The organism is Cupriavidus nantongensis (assembly GCF_001598055.1).
In the GTDB taxonomy this organism is placed as follows: Bacteria; Pseudomonadota; Gammaproteobacteria; order Burkholderiales; family Burkholderiaceae; genus Cupriavidus; species Cupriavidus nantongensis.
Window position 1 is genome coordinate 468,856 of the sequence record NZ_CP014845.1, and the last position, 25,272, is coordinate 494,127.

At 66.4% G+C, this 25,272-nt stretch carries 22 protein-coding genes; 14 read left to right on the forward strand and 8 right to left on the reverse strand.

Features of this window, described 5'->3' with window-relative positions; all coding sequences use genetic code 11:
* Window positions 1-134 precede the first annotated feature (134 nt).
* On the reverse strand, window positions 135-1,238 hold the full coding sequence (locus tag A2G96_RS23430) for an IS5 family transposase (protein ID WP_062799342.1): 1,104 nt from the start codon (window positions 1,236-1,238) through the stop codon (window positions 135-137).
* Between the two features lie 189 nt (window positions 1,239-1,427).
* Here A2G96_RS23430 and A2G96_RS33475 point away from each other — a divergent pair, with 189 nt between their 5' ends.
* The 3 genes from A2G96_RS33475 (at window position 1,428) to A2G96_RS23440 (ending at window position 4,480) form a co-directional block, all read left to right on the forward strand.
* Window positions 1,428-1,823: a hypothetical protein gene (locus tag A2G96_RS33475; RefSeq protein WP_150124238.1), complete on the forward strand. Its 396-nt coding sequence runs from the start codon at window positions 1,428-1,430 to the stop codon at window positions 1,821-1,823.
* Window positions 1,820-2,089: a hypothetical protein gene (locus A2G96_RS23435; protein WP_062802614.1), complete on the forward strand. Its 270-nt coding sequence runs from the start codon at window positions 1,820-1,822 to the stop codon at window positions 2,087-2,089. The genes A2G96_RS33475 and A2G96_RS23435 overlap by 4 nt, the downstream gene beginning before the upstream one ends.
* 627 nt (window positions 2,090-2,716) lie before the next feature.
* Window positions 2,717-4,480 (forward strand): ShlB/FhaC/HecB family hemolysin secretion/activation protein, encoded by a 1,764-nt coding sequence (locus tag A2G96_RS23440; RefSeq protein WP_062802615.1) that lies wholly within the window; start codon window positions 2,717-2,719, stop codon window positions 4,478-4,480.
* 31 nt (window positions 4,481-4,511) lie between these two features.
* Here A2G96_RS23440 and A2G96_RS23445 read toward each other — a convergent pair whose 3' ends face one another.
* The 5 genes from A2G96_RS23445 to A2G96_RS23465 form a co-directional block, all read right to left on the reverse strand.
* Window positions 4,512-5,378 (reverse strand): HTD2 family dehydratase, encoded by an 867-nt coding sequence (locus tag A2G96_RS23445; RefSeq protein WP_062802616.1) that lies wholly within the window; start codon window positions 5,376-5,378, stop codon window positions 4,512-4,514.
* A 42-nt stretch (window positions 5,379-5,420) separates the two neighbouring features.
* A complete protein-coding gene (locus tag A2G96_RS23450) occupies window positions 5,421-6,245 on the reverse strand; it encodes an HpcH/HpaI aldolase/citrate lyase family protein (protein ID WP_062802617.1) in 825 nt (274 codons plus the stop codon).
* An 8-nt stretch (window positions 6,246-6,253) separates the two neighbouring features.
* Window positions 6,254-7,636, reverse strand: coding sequence for an MmgE/PrpD family protein (locus A2G96_RS23455; protein WP_062802618.1), 1,383 nt, complete (start codon window positions 7,634-7,636; stop codon window positions 6,254-6,256).
* A gap of 80 nt (window positions 7,637-7,716) precedes the next feature.
* Entirely contained in the window at window positions 7,717-8,913 is a 1,197-nt protein-coding gene (locus A2G96_RS23460; protein ID WP_062802619.1) for a CaiB/BaiF CoA transferase family protein, read from the reverse strand.
* A gap of 9 nt (window positions 8,914-8,922) precedes the next feature.
* A complete protein-coding gene (locus A2G96_RS23465) occupies window positions 8,923-10,092 on the reverse strand; it encodes an acyl-CoA dehydrogenase family protein (protein ID WP_062802620.1) in 1,170 nt (389 codons plus the stop codon).
* A 494-nt stretch (window positions 10,093-10,586) separates the two neighbouring features.
* On the opposite strand from A2G96_RS23465, the gene A2G96_RS23470 reads away from it, so the two are divergent.
* Entirely contained in the window at window positions 10,587-11,054 is a 468-nt protein-coding gene (locus A2G96_RS23470) for an MgtC/SapB family protein (RefSeq protein WP_062802621.1), read from the forward strand.
* 205 nt (window positions 11,055-11,259) lie between these two features.
* Window positions 11,260-11,766, forward strand: a complete 507-nt coding sequence (locus tag A2G96_RS23475) for a DUF2628 domain-containing protein (RefSeq protein ID WP_062802622.1) — start codon at window positions 11,260-11,262, stop codon at window positions 11,764-11,766.
* A gap of 23 nt (window positions 11,767-11,789) precedes the next feature.
* Here A2G96_RS23475 and A2G96_RS23480 read toward each other — a convergent pair whose 3' ends face one another.
* The gene (locus A2G96_RS23480) at window positions 11,790-12,692 is read right to left on the reverse strand and encodes a LysR substrate-binding domain-containing protein (protein ID WP_012355383.1); all 903 of its coding nucleotides are present in this window, start codon (window positions 12,690-12,692) and stop codon (window positions 11,790-11,792) included.
* Between the two features lie 203 nt (window positions 12,693-12,895).
* Here A2G96_RS23480 and A2G96_RS23485 point away from each other — a divergent pair, with 203 nt between their 5' ends.
* The 3 genes from A2G96_RS23485 to A2G96_RS23495 all read left to right on the forward strand — a co-directional run bounded on the left by A2G96_RS23485 (window position 12,896) and on the right by A2G96_RS23495 (window position 15,394).
* Window positions 12,896-13,810 (forward strand): SDR family NAD(P)-dependent oxidoreductase, encoded by a 915-nt coding sequence (locus tag A2G96_RS23485; protein ID WP_062802623.1) that lies wholly within the window; start codon window positions 12,896-12,898, stop codon window positions 13,808-13,810.
* The gene (locus A2G96_RS23490) at window positions 13,810-15,072 is read left to right on the forward strand and encodes a CaiB/BaiF CoA transferase family protein (protein ID WP_062802624.1); all 1,263 of its coding nucleotides are present in this window, start codon (window positions 13,810-13,812) and stop codon (window positions 15,070-15,072) included. The genes A2G96_RS23485 and A2G96_RS23490 overlap by 1 nt, the downstream gene beginning before the upstream one ends.
* A gap of 115 nt (window positions 15,073-15,187) precedes the next feature.
* On the forward strand, window positions 15,188-15,394 hold the full coding sequence (locus A2G96_RS23495; RefSeq protein WP_062802625.1) for a DUF6494 family protein: 207 nt from the start codon (window positions 15,188-15,190) through the stop codon (window positions 15,392-15,394).
* 23 nt (window positions 15,395-15,417) lie between these two features.
* On the opposite strand, the gene A2G96_RS23500 is transcribed toward A2G96_RS23495, so the two are convergent.
* Window positions 15,418-16,590 carry an AraC family transcriptional regulator gene (locus A2G96_RS23500; RefSeq protein ID WP_062802626.1) on the reverse strand — a complete coding sequence of 391 codons (1,173 nt, stop codon included), beginning with the start codon at window positions 16,588-16,590 and terminating at the stop codon, window positions 15,418-15,420.
* Window positions 16,591-16,892: 302 nt separating this feature from the next.
* On the opposite strand from A2G96_RS23500, the gene A2G96_RS23505 reads away from it, so the two are divergent.
* The 6 genes from A2G96_RS23505 to A2G96_RS23530 all read left to right on the forward strand — a co-directional run bounded on the left by A2G96_RS23505 (window position 16,893) and on the right by A2G96_RS23530 (window position 25,260).
* On the forward strand, window positions 16,893-17,921 hold the full coding sequence (locus A2G96_RS23505) for a tripartite tricarboxylate transporter substrate binding protein (protein ID WP_082819080.1): 1,029 nt from the start codon (window positions 16,893-16,895) through the stop codon (window positions 17,919-17,921).
* Window positions 17,922-17,969: 48 nt separating this feature from the next.
* On the forward strand, window positions 17,970-19,682 hold the full coding sequence (locus A2G96_RS23510) for a long-chain fatty acid--CoA ligase (RefSeq protein WP_062802628.1): 1,713 nt from the start codon (window positions 17,970-17,972) through the stop codon (window positions 19,680-19,682).
* Between the two features lie 68 nt (window positions 19,683-19,750).
* On the forward strand, window positions 19,751-20,734 hold the full coding sequence (locus tag A2G96_RS23515) for a Bug family tripartite tricarboxylate transporter substrate binding protein (protein WP_062802629.1): 984 nt from the start codon (window positions 19,751-19,753) through the stop codon (window positions 20,732-20,734).
* Window positions 20,735-20,755: 21 nt separating this feature from the next.
* A complete protein-coding gene (locus A2G96_RS23520) occupies window positions 20,756-21,535 on the forward strand; it encodes an enoyl-CoA hydratase/isomerase family protein (protein ID WP_062802630.1) in 780 nt (259 codons plus the stop codon).
* A gap of 137 nt (window positions 21,536-21,672) precedes the next feature.
* Window positions 21,673-22,860, forward strand: coding sequence for an acyl-CoA dehydrogenase family protein (locus tag A2G96_RS23525; RefSeq protein WP_062802631.1), 1,188 nt, complete (start codon window positions 21,673-21,675; stop codon window positions 22,858-22,860).
* 477 nt (window positions 22,861-23,337) lie between these two features.
* Window positions 23,338-25,260, forward strand: a complete 1,923-nt coding sequence (locus tag A2G96_RS23530; RefSeq protein WP_012355394.1) for a PrkA family serine protein kinase — start codon at window positions 23,338-23,340, stop codon at window positions 25,258-25,260.
* The last annotated feature ends 12 nt before the right edge of the window (window positions 25,261-25,272 follow it).

The following is a 25,272-nucleotide window of genomic DNA, read 5'->3' on the forward strand; positions in this document are numbered from 1 at the left end:
GTACTCCCCGTACAAGAGGCGAGGCTTCCCCCTGCAAGGCAGTAGGCTTGCGATTTTTCACAATCTGGAAGCGGGACGTCCCTACATCGATTTTTTCGGCGGTTTGGCGCCCGATTCCGGCCTCATTACCGCGATTACTGCAACTGCGGACGGATTTGTCCCAGTGAGCGCATGCGCACGAGGTTGTAGGCGGCCATGCTCAGCACGAACATCTGGTCGACTCGCTTCAGTCCACGCACCATCACCTGGCGCATGCGCCCGACAGTCTTGACCCATCCGAAGCCTTGTTCGATCAGCTTGCGCTTTTGCTGCGAAACGGCATACCCGGCGCTGCAAGCAATGGCATCAGGAACGGCCGAGCGGCGCCCCGAGGTGTTCTGTGCCACGTGGGGCGTCACCTTCAGTTCCAGGCAGGCTTGAATGAACTCTTGCGCGTCGTAGCCCTTGTCTGCACCCACCGTGATTTCGGTGTTCGGGTCGTCCGTCACCTGTCGGGCATCGTTGAGCATCACCTTCGCGGCCTCGCGCTCAGCATGTCCGTCCGCATTGGTCACCATGGCGCTCACCACCAGGCCGTGACGGTTGTCGCTCAGGGTATGACCCATATAGCGAAGTTCACTCGCAGTTTTGCCCTTGCGGTACAGCTTGGCATCGGGATCGGTCTTGGACTCGTGCGTCTCGTTGCTGCGCGTGCGACCTTTGAAGTTGGCGCCGTCGTTGTCGTCCTTGTCGTCGCCGCCGTCCTTGCGCACGAAGCTCTTGTGGCCTGCCCACGCCTGAATCAGCGTGCCGTCCACGCTGAAGTGCTCGCCCGACAGCCAGTTCTTCTTCTGCGCGATGGCCAGCACCTCGTTGAAAAACTGGATCACCGCATCATGCTTGATCAGCCGCTCGCGGTTCTTGGTGAAGACCGTGGGCACCCAAACGGTGTCGTCCATCGACAGCCCGATGAACCAGCGAAACAGCAGGTTGTACTGCGTCTGCTCCATGAGTTGGCGTTCGGAGCGAACGCTGTAGAGCACCTGCAGCAGCATGGCCCGCAGCAACTTCTCCGGCGCGATGCTGGGCTGGCCACCCTTGATATCGTCCTCGTACATCTGTGCGAACAACCGGTCCATCTTTACCAGCGCCTGGTTGGCCATGGCGCGGATCGAGCGCAGCGGGTGGGACTTCGGCACGAAATCATCCAGCCTCCGCATAGTGAACAAACTTTCCGTGAAGGTATCTGCGCCGCGCATGAAAGTGGAGTTGGATGGGTTCCTCAAATCAACGCTTCAGCCAGTTGTCGCGCTGACGTCCACCGGAGGTATTTCAGCGGCCTGCTAGGCGTGGCCAAAGATGCGACTAGAGTCGTTCTTGGTGGCGTAACGACGAAAACTGGGGTGGCGCTCTGTACATCGGGGCTTGGATGCGCGGCAGGGGTCCCGATGGCGGCAATCGGTGCCAGCGATATTGTTGAAGGTGTTGACGGACTATACAACCGGTACAACGGCATTAGCTCAGTCGGCACAAATCCGTTGCGATACGGGTTTAATCTGCTAAGCCCGACATGGGGTGACACGGCATATGATGGTTTGGGTCTTGCGGCCGCGGCTATAGCGTTGAGAGCGCCCGTGCCACTCAAGATGGGAACGGCAGATGGCCTCAATCGTTCGGGTTCGATGTTTGGCGTGACGGTGCCGCGTTTCGACAACAATACGCTGATACCCTTCACTGGTTTGACTGCGCCGTACGGTACGACTCAAACCATCTTGCTGTATGGGGTTGCTGCAAAGGGGGTAGCTGTCATCAACGACGTGCGGAATACGGGTGAGAAGAAATGAACTGGAAAAGACTCTACGCATTGCTCCAAATCTGTTTCATGGTGGGCCTGGCAGCTGCGTTCAGTGCAGGCTTTTGGTCGTTTGTCGTGGCGGGGATTTGCCGAATAGCCTTCGCGCTGGGGGAAAGCGAATCAATGTTGCTGATCGGCCTACCATTGTTTGTTGCGCTGTTTTTTGTGTTCGCAAAGTATCTGCCAAAGCCTCTGCGTAAAGCGGGCATGCTGAGCGAAGATCCTTCGGCATTTGGCCCGTGGTTCAAAGGCTGATGCAGTGGATTATATGACGCCACCAGTTGATTACTTCAAGAGGTCATCCGATCCCCCTATGTTGATTTGGCTCCGACTCGTTGCAGGGTGTGCGGACACTGGCTCACTGCGAACGATGACTCGGCACTAAATTCCGACTGAGCATCGACGCCAAATGGGTGATCGATCGCGTCGCTCGTTCGGTCAAATATTGTGACAGCGATTCGTGGGCACGGTACACGACAAATACAGTACTCGATCCGTCGTCGAGCCCGATATGCTGGGCTCGCCGCGCCGCGTATCGTGCATCACCGACAAAGTTTGGTTTTCGGGTAATCCAATGAGGATATTGATCGAAGGCTCACCGGAATAAAGGAGCAACTATGGCAATTGGTGGCGGCCCAACACCAGATCAATGGAAGAAGATGAGTCGATCAGAAAAAGCTCTTTACTTTCTATTCGCTGGATTCGTATTTCTGACAGTTGTATATATCGCTTGCGAGAAATGGATTTCCTAATTTCAGGTGAATGTGGGTCGGATTAACGTGCGTCTGATCGATGGTAACGGCCAAGATGGTCATGTTGCCATGAGAAAGGCTCCTAGCCAGATAGCCAGGCATTGGGGCCGAAACAGTAGGATTAAACTCCATGAAGCACCCTCATTCTGACGAGGCGCGCAGGGCGCGTGCTCTTTCCCTTTGTGTCGCCTTCCTCTTTTTACTTCCTTCATCTGTGTTCGCACAGCAAGTTGCCACTTCTGTTGCTGCCGAACAAGAACAGCGCGCCCGGGAGCAGCAGGAAGCCCGCGAGCGCGCCCAAGCTGTGCAAGCGCCTGCGGTCCGTGCAGACGCTGCGGGACCAGTCGAATACCCGACCCTGCCGCCTGAGTCGCCTTGCTTCCCCATCGACCGCTTCACGCTAGACGTCCCGACCGACCTGCCAGAAGCCGCCAGGGCACAAGGCACCTCCGCCTTGCCCCAAGACCCCTTCGCCTTCGCCCTGACATGGCTCAATCACTACCAAGGCGCCTGCGTTGGCAAGCAAGGTCTGGAGATACTCACCGGGGGCGTCTCCCACGCCATCCTTAGCCGCGGCTACGTCACCACGCGCGTATTGCTGCCGCAGCAGGACCTCAGCAACGGCACGCTGCGCCTGGCATTGATCCCCGGCATCATCGGAGAACTGCGTTTTGCCGATCCCCAAACGCGCGGCACCTGGAAGTCCGCATTCCCGGCGCGTTCGGGAGATCTGCTCAACCTGCGCGACCTTGAGCAAGGGCTGGAGCAACTGAAGCGCGTGGGCAGTCAGGATGCCGACATGCAAATCGTGCCGACTCCAACACCCGGCGTCAGCGATGTGGTTATCACCGTCAAGCGCGCCAAGCCGTGGGCGTTCGTCGCCTCGGTCGATAACTCGGGCACGCGCTCGACCGGCAAGCCCCAGGGCAACCTGAGCCTGGCCGTCGACAACCCACTGGGCCTCAATGACCTGTTCAATGTTGGCTATAGCCAGGACCTGGAGTTCAGCGACAAGAGCCGAGGCACGCACGGCTGGAACGGCTTCTATTCGGTGCCCTGGGGCTACTGGACCGGCACGCTGTCGGCCTATTCCAACACCTATTTCCAGCAGATCGCCGGCGTCAACCAGACCTTCGTGTCCAGCGGCGATTCGCGGACGGTCGACCTCAAGCTGCATCGCGTAATCCGGCGCAGCCAGGACGATGTGTTGGGACTGCAGTTTCGCCTGTCGCGCCGCTTCGGCCACAGCTTTATCGAGGACACGGAGATTACCCAGCAGCGGCGCAACAACACCGTGCTTGAGGTGGGATTTACCGACCGCCACTATTTCGGTGCGGCGCAGTTCGACGGCACGCTCGCGTACCGCCAGGGCATTGGCGGATTCGGGTCGCAGGATGACACCCTGGCCGCGATCTGCGGGCCGACGTGGCGATTCCGGATGCTTGTCGTCGATGCCAACCTGTCGGTGCCATTCAAGGTGGCTGAATATCCGCTGCGCTATGTCACGACGATTCGAGGGCAGTACACCAATGACCGGCTTTATTCACTGGACGCCATGACCATCGGCAGCCGCTACACCGTGCGCGGTTTTGACGGGGAGCGGCTGCTGGCCGGCGACAGCGGCGTCTACTGGCGCAACGAAATGCAACTGCCGCTTGGCGCAACCGGTCAGGCGCTGTACGCGGGTCTCGACTATGGCAGCGTTTTCGGGCCGTCTACGGCCGGCCTTGCCGGTACGCGCCTGGCCGGTGCGGTGATTGGGGTGCGCGGCGGCTTCGGTCCTGGCTTTGGCCGGCTGTTCTATGACCTGTTCGCCGGCATGCCGGTGTACAAGCCGGCAACGTTTCACACCGCCAGCGTGGCAGGCGGATTCCAGTTCGTCTACCAGTACTGACGACGGGACTAGCCGCCCGCGCCCCCTGCCTTTACCCCTCCACCTCCGCCCACCCCTGCATCGCCTGCCCGCCGGCATCATCCCCCGTCCACAGCACCAGCCGCCCCGGCTGCGCCGGATCGGCCGCCCCACCGACAGTGATGGTGTCCTGATCGAACAACGGCGCCAGCCCGCGGAAGCCGAAGCGCTTCACGCGCGCCTTGGGCTGCTCGCGCGCGACCAGGTCCAGCATCAGCATCGCCTGCATCGGGCCATGTACCACCAGGCCGGGATAACCCTCGACATCGCGTGTGTACTGGCGGTCGTAGTGGATGCGGTGGCCGTTGAAGGTCAGCGCGGAATAGCGGAACAGCATGACCGGGTCGGCCTGCAGCGTGCGCTGCCATTGCGCGGTCTGTTCCAGCCGCGGGCGTGGCGGTTGCGGCTTGGTGGGGTCGGGCATGGCGCGGTAGACAATGTCGTGGCGCTCGTTGACGGCCGTGTTGCCGTTGACGGTCAGTTCGTGGTCGACGGCGACGAACCAGAGTTCGCCGGTGCGGCCGGTCTTGTACTGCACGTCGGCGATGGTGGAGGTGCGCGTGACGGTGTCGCCGATATGCAGCGGATGGTTGAAGCTGACTTCGCTGCCGGCCCACATGCGGCGTGGCAGCGGCACCGGCGGCATGAAGCCGCCGAGGGTGGGGTGGCCATCGCGGCCGAGTTCGCGCTGCGGCGCGCGCGGCAGGAAGTAGAGCCAGTGCCACAGCGGCGGCAGGGGGCCGGCGGCGATGGCTTCGGGGTCGAGGTCGAAGGTGGCGGCCAGGCCGGCGACCGGTTCGGGCGACAGCGTTTCGGTGCGCGTTTCGCTGCGGCCGATCCAGCCGCGCAGGCGTTCGAGTTCAGAGGTGGCGTCAGTCATGGCAAGTGGCCTTCAGATGCATCAGGGGAGTCGGATGGCGCGCTATTGCGCCAGTGCCAGCAGCCGGCGGGCCTGCTCGATCACGGGCCGGTCGACCATCTTGCCATCGACCTGCACCGCGTGGCTGCCGCTGGCGGTGGCGTCGAGCACGCGCCGGGCCCAGTCGAGCTGGTCGGGGCTGGGCAGGAAGCCGGCGCGGACCGCACCCAGTTGTGCCGGGTGGATGCAGAGCTTGCCGGCAAAGCCGAGCTCGCGCGCGTAGGCGACGTCGCTGGCGAGCACGGCTTCGTCCTTGAGCGCGGTGGTGACGCCGTCGACCGGCGGCGGCAGGCCGGCCACGCGCGAAGCCAGCACGATGCGCGCGCGCGCAAAGGCGAGGGCGTCGCGGGTATGGCTGCAGCCCAGGTCGACCGCATAGTCGAGCGAGCCGAAGGCCAGGCGTGCCACGCCGCTGGCGGATGCCACGGCATCGACCTGATGCAGGCCGAGCGCGGTCTCGATGATGGCGACCAGCTCGCCCTGCGGGTTGATCGCTTGCAGGGCCTTGGCGATGGTGTTCAGCGCGGCCGCATCCTCGGCCTTGGGCACCAGCAGCCCGGCCAGCGCGGTGCCCGGGGGCAGGGCGCGCAGCCAGGCCAGGTCGGCGGCAAAGGCGGGCGAGGCGCTGTCGTTGATGCGCACGAAGGCGTTGGCGCCGGGCCGGCCGGCCAGCCATGCGGCGATGGCTTCGCGCGCGGCGGGCTTGGCATCCGGATGGACCGCATCCTCGAGGTCGAGGATCATCACATCGGGGCCGGCGTCGGCGGCCTTGTCGAAGCGTTCGGGCCGGTCGCCCGGCACGAACAGGTAGGTGACGGCAGTGGACATGGCGATGCTCAGCGCGCGGCGGGGAGCCAGTCGTTGACGTTCGGGGCCTGCTCCAGGGCCCACACGCGCGCGATGATGGCGCGCATCTCGGCCTCGCTCGCGCCCTGGCGGAACGCGCCCAGCTGCAGCGCCTTGGCTTCCAGCTCCGGGCGCGACAGCGTGTTGTCGGGGTCGCCCTTGGGCACGTCGACGCGCGCGGCCAGCGTGCGGCCGTCGGTGGTCTTTGCCGTCACGCGGCCGATCCACTGGCGCGGGTAGGCGGCGTTGATCTCGGCATCCAGCTCCATGTCGACCTTGCCGCGGAACGCGGCCACCGCGGGGTCCTGCAGCGCGTGCTGCTCGAACTCGCCCAGGCCGGCGTGGCCATGCACGGCCACCAGGCCCAGCACCGTGCCCATCGAGAACTTGGCCTGGTGGATGGTGGCGGGATTGACCACGGGGCCGAGCACGTCGATGGCGCCCTGGTGCACGTGCGTGGTGACGCTGGCGATCTGGTCGGCGGCAACGCCTTCGCGCTGCATCAGCGCCTTCAGCGCATCGGCGGCCGGATGGGTGTGGCGGCACGAGGCGAAGAACTTGAACGAGGTCTCCGCGGTGGCCCAGCGCGTGCCCAGGCCATCGGTCAGGCAGGCGGGGTTGGCATCGCTCGACATGCCGGCGGCCATGCCTTGCGCCCCTTCCAGGATCTGTTTTGCGCCGGTAAAGCCGGCGCGCGCCAGCCACGCCGACTGCAAGCCGTCGGCCGCGGCCTTGGCGGTGTGCAGCTGCTTGGAATCAGCGGCGTCGCGCAGGAATTCCCACAGGCCTGCTGCCTGCGTGCCGGCCGAGCCCAGCGCCTGGTTGATGCCTTCGGCGTCGAGGCCAAACAGCTTGGCCACTGCCGCGGCGGCGGCCAGCGTGCCGACGGTGCCGGTGGTGTGGAACACGCGGTAGTGCGAGCGGCCCATGAACTCGCCGATGCGGATGCCGGCTTCATAGCCGGCGATCGAGGCCAGCAGCACTTCGGCGCCGGTCTTGCCCTCGGCCTGCGCGGCCGCGACCACGGCGGGGAATACCACCGCGGCCGGATGCAGCACCGAGCCGTTGTGCACGTCGTCCTGCTCGACCACGTGCGAGGACGCGCCGTTGATCAGCGCGGCGAAGTAGGGCGAGGTGCGGCGGCGGTCGACCAGCACTTCGGCGCCGCCATCGGACGGGCCCATGGCCGCGGCGAATTCCTGCAGCTTGCGCACGGCGGGGGCGTCCTTGCCGGCGATGGCCGAGGCGATCCAGTCGAGGAACAGGTCCTTGGTGCGCTCGATCACGGGCGCGGGCACGTCGGCCAGCTTGAGGTTGGCCAGGAATTCGCAAAGCTGGCGGGTCGGGTAAGTGGTGTCTGCGGCTTGGCTCATGCCGGCTCCGGAAATAGAACAGTGCTTGCGGAAAAAGAAAGGCGCCCGGCTTGCTGACTTGCTGCGGGCGCGGTGTTGGCTCAGATGGTGCGCTTGTCGGCCAGGGCGTCGATGTCGGTCTCGCCGTAGCCCAGCTCGGCCAGGATGCTGCGGCTGTGCGCGCCCAGCGCCGGCACGTCGCCCATCACGGGCTCGACCCCCGACAGGTTGGCGGGTGGCAGCAGCGCACCGATCGGGCCGTTCGGCGTATTGACCTCGCGCCAGCGCTGGCGCGCCTGCAACTGCGGATGGTTCCACACCGCCTCGATGTCGTTCATCGGCGCGTTGGCGATCTGCGCCTGGTCGAGCAGCGCCTCGGCCTGCGCCACCGTCAGCGAGGCAAAGCGGGCTTCGATCAGCGCGGTCAGTTCGGGGCGGTTGCGCACGCGCGCGGTATTGCTCGAATAACGCTCGTCCTGCGCCAGCGCGCGGTCGCCCAGCACGATCTCGCAGAAATTGGCGAATTCGCGCTCGTTCTGCACGCTGAAGATCACGCTGCCATTGCTGGTGCGATGCACACCGTACGGGGCGATGGTCGGATGCGAGGCGCCGAAGCGCGCCGGCGGCGTGCCGCCGTAGTGGCCGAAGTACAGCACCTGGTTCATCCACTCGGCCATCGCCTCGAACATGGTCACCTGCACGCGCAAGCCCTTGCCGGTGCGGCCGCGCTGCAGCAGCGCCGACAGGATGCCGCTGTACGCGTACATGCCGGCCGAAATGTCGGCGATCGATACCCCTGCGCGCGACGGCTCGTTCGGGCCGCCGGTCAGGCCCACCAGGCCGGCGGCGGCCTGGATCAGCAGGTCGTAGGCCTTCTTGTCGCGATAGGGGCCGGAGTCGCCGTAGCCCGAGATGTCGCAGACGATCAGCTTCTCGTACTTGCCGTGCAGCGTGTCGAAATCCAGGCCCATGCGCGCGGCGGCGCCCGGCGCCAGGTTCTGCACCAGCACGTCGGCGTCGGCCAGCAGACGGTGCAGGATGGCCTGCGCTTCGCTGTCCTTCAGGTCCAGCGCCAGGCTCTCCTTGCCCCGGTTGAGCCAGACGAAGTAAGAGGCCTGGCCGTGCACGGACTGGTCATAGCCGCGCGCGAAGTCGCCCACACCGGGACGCTCGACCTTGATCACGCGCGCGCCCAGGTCGGCCAGCTGGCGCGTGGCGAAGGGCGCGGCCACGGCATGCTCGAGCGAGACCACGCGGATGCCGTCGAGCGGGCGGATGCCTTGGGAGGGTTGGGACATGTAGGGTTCTCAGAACGAACGCGGCAACTCGAGCACGTGCTCGGCCACGTAGGACAGGATCAGGTTGGTCGAGATCGGCGCCACCTGGTACAGGCGGGTCTCGCGGAACTTGCGCTCGATGTCGTATTCGGCGGCGAAGCCGAAGCCGCCGTGCGTCTGCAGGCAGACGTTGGCGGCTTCCCACGAGGCATCGGCGGCCAGCAGCTTGGCGATATTGGCTTCCTTGCCGCACGGCCTGCCGGCGTCGAACAGCCGCGCCGCCTTGTAGCGCATCAGGCTGGCGGCCTCGACGTTGACGTATGCGCGGGCGATCGGGAACTGCACGGCCTGGTTCTGGCCGATCGGGCGGTCGAACACGATGCGGTCGCGCGCGTAGTTGCTGGCGCGCTCGACGAACCAGTAGCCGTCGCCGATGCATTCGGCGGCGATCAGGATGCGCTCGGCGTTGAGACCGTCGAGGATGTATTTGAGGCCCTTGCCTTCCTCGCCGATCAGGTTATCGGCGGGGACTTCCAGGTTGTCGAAGAACAGCTCGTTGGTTTCGTGGTTGACCATGTTGCGGATCGGCTTGACCGTCAGGCCCTTGCCGATGGCATCGCGCAGGTCGACCACGAACACCGACAGCCCGTCCGACTTGCGCTTGACCTGGTCCAGCGGCGTGGTGCGCGCCAGCAGCAGCATCAGGTCGGAGTGCTGCACGCGCGAAATCCATACCTTCTGGCCGTTGATGAGGTACTTGTCGCCGTGGCGCACCGCGGTGGTTTTCAGCTTGGTGGTGTCGGTGCCGGTGCTGGGCTCGGTCACGGCCATCGACTGCATGCGCAGCTCGCCCGAGGCGATGGCCGGCAGCCAGCGCTGCTTCTGCGCGTCGGAGCCATGGCGCAGCAGGCAGCCCATCACGTACATCTGCCCGTGGCAGGCGCCGGAGTTGCCGCCGCTGCGGTTGATCTCTTCCATGATGACCGACGCCGCGGTCAACGACAGCCCCGAGCCGCCATAGGCTTCCGGAATCAGCGCCGACAGCCAGCCGGCCTGCGTCAGCGCCTGGACAAAGCTCTCGGGAAAGGCTTCCTGCTCTTCCACCCGCTGCCAGTACGCCGAATCGAAACCCGCGCAAAGGTCGCGCACGGCCTCGCGGATTTCGGGGTACAGCTGGTCGGGATCCTGGTGTGCGTGCATGGTTGCCGGGGGCGATTGGAACTGGAGGCCATTATTCCCGAGCCCCCTGCACGCTGAAATTCGGATTTGCGAAAGAGCGGCTTAGGGCCGGCTTAGGTGGGCAGCAAGCGTTGCAGCGGGGCGGCGCCACCATGCAAGACGCCCGGCGAACCGGGCGTGCAGGGTGTGGCGCGCGAGGCGCCGGTGAAGGGTAGGCCGGTGCCGCGGCACCGGCTGCCGGTCAGTGTACGAAGAGCCAGATCAGCACCAGGACAAAGGCCGGAACACCAAGTAGCCAGGCGAGGATATAGGGCATGGTGCAACTCCATGGAGGACTGTGGTTGGTCATTCCAATATAGGAATGCCGCCCCGGCGGGACTGTCGGGGAGCTTCCGCTTGCCGTGTAGGACGCCGCCGCACAGGCCGCACCGCCTGCCGATGTGGCGCGCAGTCTTGCCGCGGCCCAGGTGTGCCGTGCTACGCTCAGGCCTGCACCCTAGTCCCGGAGGTTGGCGATGGAGTCTGTCTGGACCGATATCTTCCGTACCTTTCGCGCTGAATTTGCCGATGTGCCGGACGCGGCCGAGGCCACTCGCATCCTGTTGCGGCTGACCATGGCGGTGCTGCTCGGCGGCCTGATCGGCTATGAGCGCGAGTCTTCCGGCAAGGCGGCGGGGCTGCGCACCCACATGCTGGTGGCGCTGGGCTCGGCGCTGTTCGTGCTGGTGCCGCTGCAGGCCGGCGTGCCGCTGGCCGACATGAGCCGCGTGCTGCAGGGGCTGATCGCCGGCATCGGCTTTCTCGGCGCCGGTGCCATCCTCAAACAGAACGACGAAGCGCATATCAAGGGCCTGACCACCGCGGCCAGCATCTGGATGGTGGCGGCCATCGGCGTCGCGGCGGGGCTCGGGCGCGACACCACGGCGGTGATCGCCACGGTGTTCACACTGGTGATCCTGCAGATCCTGCAACGCTGGAAGTAGCACCCCGCGCCACGGACTGGTGCGCCGGTCTGTGCCCTTGCGCGCCAACCGACCCCTTTCCAACTCCCTTTCCCCGGCCTTTGTGCGGCCAACGCGCGCCGAATGCGCGCCGGCGCACACAGCGGGGGCCTCGCGCGCCCTATGCTGTGGCACAGGCCGCGCCGCGAAGCCAGGGCGACGCCGACGCAGCAGAGGGGAGGTTGGCATGCATGCATCGATCCGTGACGACGCGGCGCTGGCCGCGTTCGTGGGGCCGCGCTTTCCGTACTACGGCGAGCGCTGGTCGGTAGCCGAGACCCACGGCGGCATCTCGTGGAACTGGGCGGCGTGCCTGCTGGGCCCGTTCTGGATGGCGTACCGGCGCATGTACTGGCAGGTGGGCGTGTATGCGCTGATCGTCGGCACCGAGCCGTTGCTGCACGCAGTGTTCGGCCTGCAGCTGCCGATGGCGGGCCGGCCGCTGCTGTACGCGCTGGCGCTGCTGCTTGGGCTGTACGGCAACGAGCTGTACCGCTGGCACGCCGAGGCCACCATCCGCCATGTGCGCGAGTACCACTACTCGCCCGAACTGGTGACCGATTCGCTGGAGCGCCGCGGCCGCACCAGCTGGCCTGGCGTGTTCGCCATGGGCCTGCTGCTGCTGGTGATGGTGGTGTCGCTGCGTCCGCTGGCGGCGCTGATGGTGCAGGGCGGCGCGCCGGGCGCCGGCTGAAACGCTGAAATCCGCGCGCCGCGCTACACCGGCTCGCGCGCGGCGTCGACCAGATACTGGATCAGGGTTTCGGCGAACTGCGGCAGCTCGCGCCCCGGCCGGCGCACCAGGCGCAGCTCGCGCCGGGCCCATTCGTCTTCCAGCGGGATAAAGCGCAGCACCTTGCGGCTGGCATAGCGGCGTGCGCAGCTGTTGGGCACGATGGCGATGCCCGCGCCGGCCTCGACCATGCGGCATACCGCATCGAAGCTGCCCACCTGGATCCGCAGGCTGATGCGCTTGCCCATGCCGGCGGCAATGCGGTCGAGGAAGGACTGGATCGCGCTGAACTGGTTCAGCCCGACAAAGCGGCAGGTATCGAGCAGGTCGGCGAAATGCAGCCGCTTGAAGGTCGGCAGCGGATGGTTGACCGGTGCGATCACGATCAGCGCGTCGCTGCACAGGTGCATCGCATCCAGGTCCTGGGTGGCAACCTCGCCGGCGACGATGCCGAGGTCCGCCGCGCCGGCGCTGATCGCCGACACGATTTCCTGCGACAGGTGCTCTTCCAGCTCGATGTCGACGTCCGGGTTCTCGCTGAGGAAGCGCGACACGCCGGTGGCGAGGAACGAGTTGGTCGCGGTGGTATTGGCCAGCAGCCGCACGCGCCCCTTCACGCCCTTGGCATACGGGCGCAGGTCGGCGTGCAGGCATTCGAGTTCGCGGAAGACCTCGCGCGCGTGGCGCAGCAGCGCATCGCCCGCCGGCGTGAGCCGCACGCCCTTGACCTGACGGATCAGCAATTGTGTCTGGAACGCCTCTTCCAGCTGCTTGATCCGCGTGCTTGCGGCGGGCAGCGACAGAAAGCTGCGCTCGGCGGCACGGGTCAGGTTCTCCGTCTCGCCGACATTCAGGAAGAGGCGGAGGTCGGTCAGGTCGTAATGCATGGGCTTCTGTCAGGCCAAAGGCCAGTTTTGTGATTCGTGAATTCCAAACGGTCGGGCGTCAATTTATCGTATCCGCTGCGGCGTGGACATCCGGATTGACCGCAGCGGCGGGCGCTGCCCGCTGCGCGGAGGCTGTTTCACCGGGTTTGCGGTCGGTGACCGCACAAAATGTATTCAGAGGTCGAGTTCAGAGGAGACATGCAATGAGCGGTTTGATGGCAGGCAAGGTTGCGCTGGTGACGGGCGCCGGGGGCGGGATCGGGCGCGGCATCGCGCTGGCCATGGCGGCCGCCGGTGCCAGGGTGGTGGTCAATGACCTGGGCGTGTCGATGACCGGCGAAGGCGGCGACGCCGGCCCCGCGCAGCGCGTGGTCGAGGAAATCCGCACTGCCGGCGGCGAAGCCGTGGCCAGCACCGACAGCGTGTCGACCTGGGCCGGCGCCAACGCCATCGTGCAATGCGCGCTCGACAACTTCGGCCGCATCGACGCCGTGGTCAACAACGCCGGCAACCTGCGCGACCGCATGTTCTTCAAGATGAACGAGGAAGAATGGCGCTCGGTGATCGACGTGCACCTGAACGGCACCTTCTTCGTCAGCCGCGCCGCGGCCAACTACTTCAAGGACCAGGAGAGCGGCGCCTACGTGCACATGACCTCGACCTCGGGCCTGATCGGCAACCTCGGCCAGGCCAACTACTCGGCTGCCAAGCTGGGCATCGCCGCGCTGTCGAAGTCGATCGCGCTGGACATGCAGCGCTTCAACGTGCGTTCGAACTGCATCGCGCCGTTCGCGTGGAGCCGCATGACCAGCTCGATCCCGGCCGAAACGCCGGAAGAAAAGGCGCGCGTGGCCAAGCTGCAGAAGATGGAAGCCGGCAAGATCGGCCCGGTCGCGGTCTACCTGGCGAGCCCGGCGGCGAGCGAGGTCAACGGCCAGATCTTCGCGGTGCGTGCCAACGAGATCATCCTGATGAGCCAGCCGCGTCCGGTGCGCTCGGTCCATATGAGCGAGGGCTGGACGCCGGAGTCGGTGGGCGAGGTCGCGATGCCGGCGATGCGCAGCAGCTTCTTCAAGCTGGAGCGCTCGCCCGACGTGATCAGCTGGGACCCGATCTGATGGCGGGCGCTCAAGCCTCGGCGCGCGCTCAGGCCCCGGCGCTCGGCGCGCTGGCCGGCGTGCGCGTGCTGGACCTGTCGCGCATCCTGGCCGGGCCGTGGTGCGCGCAGAACCTGGCGGACCTGGGCGCCGAGGTGATCAAGGTCGAGCGTCCCGGCGCCGGCGACGATACCCGCTCGTGGGGGCCGCCGTGGCTGCCGGGCGCGGACGGGCAGCCGTCGCGCGACGCCACCTACTTTGCCGGTGCCAACCGCGGCAAGCAGTCGGTCACGCTCGATATCGCCAGCCCGCAAGGGCAGCAGATCGTGCGCGAGCTGGCCGCGAAGTCGCAGATCGTGCTGGAGAACTACAAGGTCGGCGACCTGAAGCGCTACGGGCTGGACTATGACAGCCTGAAGGCGGTCAACCCGGCGCTGGTCTACTGTTCGATCACGGGCTATGGCCAGACCGGGCCGAGCGCGCACAAGCCCGGCTACGACTTTATCTTCCAGGGGCTGGGCGGCCTGATGAGCGTCACCGGCGAGCGCGACGACCTGCCCGGCGGCGGGCCGCAGAAGGTGGGCGTGGCGGTGGTCGACATGCTGACCGGCATGTACGCCACCGTGGCGGTGCTGGCCGCGCTGCGCCATGCCGAACGCACCGGCGAGGGCCAGCATATCGACATGGCGCTGCTCGACGCGGTGGTGGCGGTCGGCGCCACCCCGATCATCGCGCAGCGCGTCACCGGCCAGGCCATGCCGCGCTACGGCAACGCGCACGCCAACATGGTGCCCTACCATGTGTTCGCCACCGCCGACGGCTACATGATCGTCGCGGCCGGCAACGACGGGCAGTGGCAGGCGTACTGCCGCGGCGTCGAGCGTCCGGACCTGGCCGCGGACGAGCGCTTTGCCACCGGCCCCGGCCGCATCATCCACCGCGACACGCTGGTGCCGCTGCTCGAGGCGCATATGCGCACGCGGCCGACCGCGCACTGGGTGCAGGCGCTGGAAGCGCAGGGCATTCCGTGCGGGCCGATCAACGACTATGGCCAGGTGCTGGAGGATCCGCAGGTGCGGCATCGCGAGCTGCAGGTCGACCTGGTGCGCGACGACGGCAGCCTGTGCCCGACTGTAAAGAGCCCGCTGCGGCTGTCGGCGACCCCGGTGCAATATGACGCGCCGCCGCCGCGGCTGGGGCAGCATACCGAGCAGGTGCTGGAGACGGTGCTGGGTTTGTCGGCTGAACGCATCGCCCGGCTGCGCGAGCAGGGCGTGGTCTGAGCCCGTGCCGGCGGCCGCGTCATCGACGCGGGCCGGCCCGGCGCTGCACGGATGCCGTCACTGGCGTAGGCTGTCCGGATAGCGGCCACATGCCGCTTCCTTCCCGGAGACAGCCATGGACGAAGAAACCTTCAACCTCAGCATCCGCAAGTTCCTGAAGGTGGTGGGCGTGAATTCCCAGCGCGAGATCGAGCAGGCCATCGCCCGCGCCGTGGCCGACGGCACGCTGGCTGGCAACGAGCACCTGCCGGTGTCGGTGACGCTGGAGCTGGCGGCGGTGAAGCTGCAGGCGCGCTTCGACGGCGAGATCCGGCTCGAGTAGGCCGGCGGCTGTGCCATCGCCGGCTAGGCCGCCGGCACGCCTTCCTTGCGCATGCCGCGCATCCGGTATTCCCCCGGCGCCACGCCGGTCCATTTCTTGAAGGCGCGATGGAACGTGCTTGGCTCGGAAAAGCCGAGCCGCAGCGCCACGTCCTGCAGCGTCATGCCGGGGCGCTCCATCATGCCGATGGCCACGTCGCGCCGCAGGCTGTCCTTGATGCTCTGGTAGCCGCGGCCTTCGTCGCGCAGCCGGCGGCGCAGGGTCTGCGGCGTCAGCCGCAGCAGCTGCGCCATCTGCTCCAGCGACGGCAGTTCGTCGTCAAGGTGCGAGCGCAGGTGCTGCCGGATGCGTTCGGCCAGGCAGCTGTTGTCGCGGTAGCGGATCAGCAGGTTGCGCGGGGTCTCGTGCAGGAAGTCGCGCAGGCTGGCGGCGTCCTGCATCACCGGCAGGCGCAGCGAAGCGGCGTCGAAGTGCAGCGCGGTGACGGGCTGGCCGTAGCTGACCCTGGCCTTGAACACGCGCTCGGTATCGGTGCGGCCCTGCGACGCGGCGGCGCTCAGGTCGACGCGAGTCAGCGGGATCTGACCCGCGACCAGCCAGCTGACCAGCGCATAGGCGTGGAACACAAAGGTCGATTCGGCAAAGCTGCGGCACGCCGACGCGGGCGCGCGCGGATGCAGCACCACCGCCGCGGTCTTGCCGTCTGCATCCACATGCAGGCGCGGCGCGAAGGCGTCGATATGCTGCCGGTACAGGCGCAGCCCGGTGCGGATGGCGTCCTCGAGTGTGGCGCAATGGACCAGGCTGCGGCACACCTGCGCGAATACGCCGGGGGTCACGCGCCGGTCCAGCAGTCCCCACAGCTCATCGCGCGTGACCCGGCGCAGCGTGCGGATCAGCGCCGCATACTGGCCCTGCGTCACGCGCGCGCTGGGCGAGGCCAGCAGCGCCGGCGAGATATCCGCGCGGCGCAGCAGCGCGTCGATGTCGTAGCCGAGCCTGCGCGCCCCCTGCAGGATATGCGTCACGTGCTGGATGGCGATGGTGTGGCGAGCCGGCGCGGGCGGCTCCGCCGTCGCGCCCGATGCCGGCAGGCTGCCGGCGTCGCGCAGGCGCGCTCCCGGCAGCGCGTGGCCGGAAATGTGCGGCTTGCCCGGCATCGGCGGGCGCAGCGATGGCAGAACGGCTGTTTGCATGGGTCTCCTCGTCACGGCGACACGCCGGTGCCGGCCTCTCCAGGCCTTTCAGCCCTCTGGCCACATCATGGCGCCACCTTAGCAAGCCCGCGCGGCGCCGCACAATCGGGATTTGCCAAAGCCTGCCTTCCGCCTGAGCGATTCGGCCAATCATTTTGGCGCGTCTGGTCATTGTCCACGCACCGCAGCATCGCGCACTCTCCGGCAAGCACCTCTACAAGGCCGGCCCACCGGCCCGGGCGGATCCAGCAATGCGGCACAAAGCCCATGCCCGCCCCCGGAAAAACCAAAGGAGACAGCACATGCAGGCAGATCGTCGTAGTGGGGAGCGCAGTCCGCGTCGCCGTACCCTTGGCCGCCTCGGCGCCGGATTGCTGGCGTGGAGCGGCCTGGCCGCCGGCTTGCTCGGCGCGGGCATGGCGCACGCGCAGGAATTCCCGGCCCGCACCGTACGCATGGTGGTGCCGTTCCCGGCCGGCGGCGCCACCGACGTGCTGGCGCGCGCGCTGGCCGAGGGGCTGGGCAAGCAGTGGAAGCGGCCGGTGGTGGTGGAGAACCGCCCGGGCGCCAGCGGCATGCTGGGCGCCGAAGTGGTTGCCCGTGCCGAGGCCGACGGCCATACCGCGCTGCTGACGATCACGCCGCTGGTGCAGGCGCCGAGCCTGTATGCGCGCGCGCCGTACGACCCGGTCAAGGACTTCGCCGCGGTGTCCGAGCTCGGCACCACCAACCTGGTGTTCGCGGTCAATACCAATGCCGTGCCGGCCACCAACCTGAAGGACTTTATCGCGCTGGTGCGCACCAAGCCCAAGCAGTTCTCTTATGGGTCGTTTGGCGCGGGCTCCAGCGGCCACCTGTATGGCGAGGTCTTCAACGACGCCGCCAAGATCGACATGCTCCATGTCTCGTACAAGGGCGAGGCGCCGGAGCTGAACGACCTGCTCGGCGGCCAGGTGCCGGCGGCGGTGATCTCGGTGATGGGCGCCAAGCCCCATGTCGCCAGCGGCCGCCTGCGCGCGCTGGCGGTGACCGGGCCCGCGCGCGCGCCGCAACTGCCGGAGGTGCCGACCTTCCGCGAGGCCGGCATCGAGGGCATGGACGCCATGGGCTGGTTCGGCCTGCTGCTGCCGGCCGCCACGCCGCGCCCGATCGTCGAGAAATTCTCCGCCGACGTCAACCGCGTGCTGGCGCAGCCCGACGTGCGCAAGCGCATGAACGACCTTGGCGTGATCCTGACCGGCAGCACGCCGGATGCGTTCGCCCAGACCATCCAGGCCGACTACGTGCGCTGGGGCAAGGTGATCCGTACGCGCAATATCCGCCTGGATTGAGCCCTTTCCGCTTGAATCCGACTCGTATTTGACCCACCCATTGCTGCAATGAAGCCTGCCACAAGCACCACCCAGCCGTTCCGTTCCCCCGCCTGGCCGCCCGGCCTGCCGCCGACGCTGCATACGCCGCGCACCAGCCTGTTCTACAACGTCGAGGTCGCGGCGCAGCGCTATCCGGACAAGACCGCGATCCAGTACTTCGGCACCGCGATCTCGTATGGCCAGCTGCGCGAACAGATCGAACGGATGGCCGGCTACCTGCAGCACGCCTGCGGCATCCAGCCGGGCGACCGGGTGGTGCTGTTCAGCCAGAACTGCCCGCAGTTCATCATTGCCTACTACGCCATCCTGCGCGCCGAAGCCGTGGTGGTGCCCGCCAACCCGATGTGGCTCGAAGCCGAACTTGCCCACGTGGTGCACGACAGCGGCGCGGTCGCGGCCTTCGCCGGCAGCGAGCTGTATCCGCGCATGGCGCCGTTGCACGGCACGGCGCTGCGCCACGTGATCTTGCACGACTACGCGGGCATGCTGCGCGACGACGGCGGCCTGCCAGTGCCGGCCTGGCTGCGCGAAGCGCCGCCCGCTCCACAGGCCGCGCCGTCCGGCGCGATGCCGGTGGCGTGGGACACCGCCAGCGGCGCCGGACACCGGCCGCTGCCGCACCAGGCCGGCCACGACACGCTGTGCATGCTCGCCTATACCTCCGGCACCACCGGCAACCCCAAGGGCTGCATGCATACCCACGGCACGCTGATGACCGCGGCCGCCGGTTCGGTGATCTGGCGTGGCGGCTCGCCCGAATCGGTGGTGCTGGCGGTGGCGCCGATGTTCCACCTGCTGGGCATGCAGAACTGCATGAACTCGCCGCTCTACCTGGGCGCGACGGTGGTGCTGATGCCGCGCTGGGACCGGGCGCTGGCCGCGGACCTGATCGAGCGCTACCGCGTCTCGGTGTGGGGCGCGCCGCCGGCGATGATGGTGGACTTTTTCTCGCAGCCCGGCATCGATGCGCGCGACCTGTCCAGCCTGGCCTATGTCGGCGGCGGCGGCGCGGCCATGCCGGAAGCGGTGGCCAACATGCTGCAGCAGCGCTTCGGCCTGCCCTATGTCGAGGCCTACGGCATGACTGAGACCGCGGCCTTCATCCTGTCGAACCCGCGCAACCAGCCCAAGCGCGAATGCCTGGGCATCGCCACCTTCGGCGTCGACGCGCGCGTGGTCGACCCCGAAACGCTGCGCGAGCTGCCGCACGGCGAGACCGGCGAGATCGTGGTCCACGGCGGCCAGGTGATGCAGGGCTACTGGCACAACGAAGACGCCAACGCCGCCACCTTCATCGAGCTCGACGGCAAGCGCTTCCTGCGCACCGGCGACCTGGGCTTTATGGACGAGGAGGGCTACTTCTTCATGCGCGACCGCCTCAAGCGCATGATCAACGCGTCCGGCTACAAGGTCTGGCCGGCCGAGGTAGAGAACATGCTGTACGGCCACCCGGCCATCCACGAGGCCTGCGTGATCGCGGCGCGCGACGAGCGCCGCGGCGAAACCGTCAAGGCGGTGGTGGCGCTGCGCCCCGACGCGCGCGGCACGGCCGAGGCCGACCCCGAACGCATCATGGCCTGGTGCCGCGAGCATATGGCGGCGTACAAGGTGCCGCGCATCGTCGACGTGGTCGACGCGCTGCCCAAGTCGGCCACCGGCAAGATCCTGTGGCGCGCACTGCAGGAGCGCGAGATGCAGGCGGACCAGCCAGGCGCCTGAGCCTACCGGTGATGCCTGTCCGGCGCAGCAATCCGAGCAGCAACCCCAGCAGCAAAGAGAGAGACACCATGCAGCAGAGCAGACGCAACTGGCTGGCGCAGGCCGGCACCCTGGCCGGCGCGGCCATCCTTGGCAACGCGGGCCAGGCCTTCGCCCAGCAGCCGTATCCCGCCAAGCCGATCCGGCTGATCGTGCCATACCCGGCCGGCGGCGGCACCGATACCGTGGGGCGGCTGATAGGCCAGCGCCTGGCCGAAAGCCTGGGCCAGCCGGTGGTGGTCGAAAACAAGCCCGGCGCCAGCGGCATGCTCGGCAACGACACCGTCGCCAAGGCGCCGGCCGACGGCTACACCCTGCTGCTGGCGATCACCGCGCTGATCCAGTCGCCGGCGCTGTACAAGCGCACCCCGTACGACGTCGCCAAAGACTTCACCCCGGTGTCGCTGATCGCCAAGTCGTCCGACCTGTTCGTGGTGCCCAACCGCGTGCCGGCCAGAACCATGCGCGAGTTCCTGGCGCTGGCCAAGTCCGGCAAGCTCAGCTATGGCTCGTACGGCAACGGCACCTCGTCGCACCTGCACGGCGAACTGCTGCGGCAGCAGGCCGGCATCGAGATTACGCACATCCCGTACAAGGGCGCGGCGCCGCTGATGAGCGACCTGCTCGGCGGCCAGGTGGACAGCGCCTTTGTCGACGTAACCTCGGCCAACCCCTATCTCACCAGCGGCAAGTTCAGGATCCTGGGCATCACCGGGACCCAGCGCTACAAGGCGCTGCCCAATGTGCCGACCTTCTCCGAGCTGGGCCTGGCCGGGTTCGAGCCCAATGGCTGGTTCGGGCTGTTCCTGCCCGGCAACGCGCCCAAAGACGTGACCGCAAAACTGGCCGCCGAGACCGCGCGCATCGTGCGGCTGCCCGAAGTGACGGCAAAGCTGGCCGGCATGGGTTTGCAGCCGGTCGGCTCGACGCCGCAGGAACTGGCAGCCGTGGTCGCCGGCGACACGCCCAAGTGGGCCAGGATCGTGCGCGACGCCAACATCCAGCTCGACTGACACCATCGCGGAGCCCAAGCCATGGAAACCATCCGTTTTGCCCTGGAGGACGGCGTCGCCACGCTGACGCTGGACGCGCCGGCGCGCAAGAACGCGCTGTCGCTGCAGATGCGCGAGGAGATCGGCGAAGTGATTCGCCGGATACGGGACGACGACAGCGTGCGCGCCCTGATCCTGACCGCCGCCGGCACCGATTTCTCGTCGGGCGGCGACATCAGCTCGATGCAGGTCGAGATCAGCGCCGAGCAGGGCCGCAGGCGGCTGCGCAAGCTGCACGGCTGGCTGGAGGACCTGATCCAGCTCGACGTGCCGGTCATTGCCGCGGTCGACGGCGCCGCCTATGGCGCGGGCTTCAGCCTGGCGCTGACGGCCGACATCATCCTCGCCACGCCGCGCGCGCGCTTCGGGCTGCCGTTCCTGCGCATGGGGCTGGTGCCTGACTGTGGCGTGTTCTACACGCTGCCGCGCATGATCGGGCTGCAGCGGGCCAAGGCGCTGATGTTCTCGATGCGCGAGCTCGATGCGCAGGCGGCGCAAGACCTTGGCATCGTCATGGAAATCGTGCCGGCCGACGGCCTGCAGGCGCGCGCCCGGGCGCTCGCGCAGGCATTCACCGAGGCCTCGCCGGTCGCGGTCAGCCTGACCAAGCAGGCGCTCAATGCGTCGCTGGGCCAGGACCTGGGCACCATGCTGGCGATGGAGGCGGACGCGCAGGGCATCGCCTTCTCCACCGGCTACCGCCGCGAAGCCGCCGACCGTTTCATGGCCAAGCAGCCGCTGCGCTACCGCTGGCCGGACTGACGGCCGGGGGCAAGGGCTTGCTGCCCTGCAGCATTGGCCGTCCCTGTTTTTCGCCCCTTTTTATATAGGCAGGTGTCGGGCATTGGCCGAGTCCTGCCGCTTCATGATTCACGTTTACCCTGATACCAGTACTACTTATGGGATCCCAAGACCAGCACGCGGCGCCCGCCGCACGCCAGACCCCCTGGATGAACGAAGACCTGGAAATGTTCCGGGACACCGTGCGCCGCTTCGTCGAGCGCGAACTCGCCCCCAACGAAGCGCGCTGGGCCGAGCAGGGCTACATCGACCGCGACGTCTGGCGCCGCGCCGGCCAGATCGGCCTGCTGTGCGCCAGCGTCCCCGAGCAATACGGCGGCGGCGGGGGCACCTTCGCCCACGAGGCCATCATCACCCAGGAGATGTCGCGCGCGGTGTGCACCAGCCTGGGCAACAACGTCCACAGCGGCATCGTGGCGCATTACCTGCTGCGCTACGGCACCGAAGCGCAGAAACAGAAGTGGCTGCCGCAGATGGCCAGCGGCGAACTGGTGGCCGCGATCGCGATGTCGGAACCCGGCGCCGGTTCCGACCTCAAAGCGATACGCACCCGCGCGCTGCGGGAACCGACCGCGGACGGAGACTGCTATCGCATCAACGGCGCCAAGACTTTCATCACCAACGGCTACCACGCCGACCTTATCTGCGTGGTCGCCAAGACCGATCCGGAAACCGGGTCGCGCGGGGTGTCGCTGGTCATGGTGGAAACCCGCGACCTGCCCGGCTTCCGTCGCGGCCGCATCCTGGAAAAGATCGGGCAGAAGGGCCAGGACACCGCCGAGCTGTTCTTCGACGACGTGCTGGTGCCGTGCGACAACCTGCTCGGCACGCAGGAAGGGCAGGGCTTTTACCAGCTGATGCAGCAGCTGCCGCAGGAGCGCATGATCATTGCGCTGGGCGCGGTCGCCACCATGCAGCGCGCGATCGAGCTGACCACCGACTACGTGCGCCAGCGCAAGGTGTTCGGCCAGCCGCTCGGCGACCTGCAGAACACGCGCTTCAAGCTGGCCGAATGCAAGACCGTGGCGACCATCGCCGCGACCTTCGTCGATGACTGCATGCAGCGCCTGATGGACGGCCAGCTCGACGCCGCCACCGCGGCGATGGCCAAATGGTGGTGCACCCAACAGAACTGCCAGGTCATCGACGAGTGCCTGCAGTTGCACGGCGGCTATGGCTACATGCTGGAATACCCGATCGCGCGCATGTACGCCAACGCACGCGTCAGCAAGATCTTCGGCGGCTCCAACGAGATCATGAAGGAGCTGGTCGCGCGCACGCTCTGACGCTGTCAGCGCGGGCGCCGCGCTATCAGCACTGTCTGTGTGCCAGTGCTCGCAGCCAGCGCCGGACGCCGCAAAACGACTGACGACATGCGCAAAAATGAAAGCCGGCACCTGTGCCGGCTTTCGTGCTTATGGTTACAAAACCGGATGTGCACGGATGGCGGGAAAGGTGTAAGGTGTGTCACAAGCATGGTCAATGGCCCGTCGCGCGCGGGGGCGAAGCCGAGTAAAAACCAGCGCAAGCTGATCGAAGAATCCGGCGGCAAAGAGCAGCGGCAAGGCAGTACGAAACAACCGTTGTGTCGATGCAGGATTCGTCAACTCGACCTCCACCATCGCCGTTATTTGACTATGATGAAGTAAAGACTTCGCAACATGACAGGTCGCCAGGCCGGGGTGGTGTACCGCGAACGTTGCGCGAAGCCTTGGGGGTAGCACTACCTACGCCTCGGACGTGAACTCTGACGGGAGTGAGGTATGGACATTTTTGGCCATTACGCTACGCGGTTCGAAGCTCGCAAGGAAGAGGAATACAGCATCCAGGAATACCTGGAGATCTGCAAGAAGGATCCGACTGCCTACGCGACTGCTGCCGAACGCATGCTCGCCGCGATCGGTCAGCCTGAGCTGGTGGATACCCACCACGATCCCAGGCTGTCCCGCCTGTTCTTCAACAAGGTCATTCGCATCTATCCGGCCTTCCGCGACTTCTACGGCATGGAGGACACGATCGAGCAGATCGTCTCGTTCTTCAAGCACGCGGCGCAGGGCCTGGAAGAGCGCAAGCAGATCCTGTATCTGCTGGGGCCTCCCGGCGGCGGCAAGTCCTCGCTCGCGGAGAAGCTGAAGGCGTTGATGGAGCAGATCCCCATCTACGCGCTGAAGGGGTCGCCCATCCACGAATCGCCCCTGGGCCTGTTCTCGCCGGAAGAAGACGGCAAGATCCTGGAAGAGGACTACGGCATCCCGCTGCGCTATCTCAATACCATTGCCTCGCCATGGGCAGTGAAGCGCCTGCACGAGTTCAACGGCGACATCACCAAGTTCAAGGTGGTGAAGCTGCGTCCTTCGGTGCTGTCGCAGATCGCAATCTCGAAGACCGAGCCGGGCGACGAGAACAACCAGGACATCTCGTCGCTGGTGGGCAAGGTGGACATCCGCAAGCTCGAGGACTTCCCGCAGGACGACCCGGACGCGTACTCGTATTCCGGCGGCCTGTGCCTGGCCAACCGCGGCCTGCTCGAGTTCGTCGAAATGTTCAAGGCGCCGATCAAGGTGCTGCACCCGCTGCTGACCGCGACCCAGGAAGGCAACTACAAGGGCACCGAAGGCTTTGGTGCGATCCCGTTCGACGGCGTCATCCTGGCGCACTCGAACGAGGCCGAGTGGCAGACCTTCAAGGCGGACAAGAACAACGAGGCCTTCCTCGACCGGATCTATATCGTCAAGGTCCCTTACTGCCTGCGCGTGTCCGACGAGGTCAAGATCTACGACAAGCTGTTGCGCAGCAGTTCGCTGTCGGCCGCGCCGTGCGCGCCCAACACGCTGAAGATGATGGCGCAGTTCGCCGTGCTCACGCGCATCAAGGAGCCGGAGAATTCCAACATCTTCTCGAAGATGCGCGTCTACGACGGCGAGAGCCTGAAGGACGTCGACCCGAAGGCGAAGTCTTACCAGGAATACCGCGACTACGCCGGCATCGACGAGGGCATGAACGGGCTGTCGACGCGCTTCGCGTTCAAGGTCCTGTCCAAGGTCTTCAACTTCGACAACACCGAAGTGGCGGCCAACCCGGTGCACCTGCTGTACGTGCTCGAGCAGCAGATCGAGCGCGAGCAGTTCCCGCCGGAGCAGGAAGCCAAGCTGCTGTCGTATATCAAGGAGTACCTGACCACGCCGTTCGTGGAGTTCATCGGCAAGGAGATCCAGACTGCTTACCTGGAATCGTATTCGGAGTACGGGCAGAACATCTTCGACCGCTATGTGGTGTTCGCCGACCTGTGGATCCAGGACCAGGAGTACCGCGATCCCAACACCGGCGAAATCCTCGACCGCAACGCGCTGAACGACGAGCTGGAAAAAGTGGAAAAGCCCGCGGGGATTTCGAACCCGAAGGACTTCCGCAACGAGATCGTCAACTTCGTGCTGCGGGCGCGGGCCAACAACGGTGGCAAGAACCCGGTCTGGACCAGCTATGAAAAGCTGCGGATGGTGATCGAGAAGCGCATGTTCTCCACTACGGAGGACCTGCTGCCGGTGATCTCGTTCAATGCCAAATCTTCGCGCGAAGACCAGGACAAGCACGAGAACTTCGTCAACCGCATGGTCGAGAAGGGGTACACGCCCAAGCAAGTGAGACTGTTGGTGGAGTGGTATCTGCGCGTAAGAAAGTCATCGTAACGGCGCCGCGGA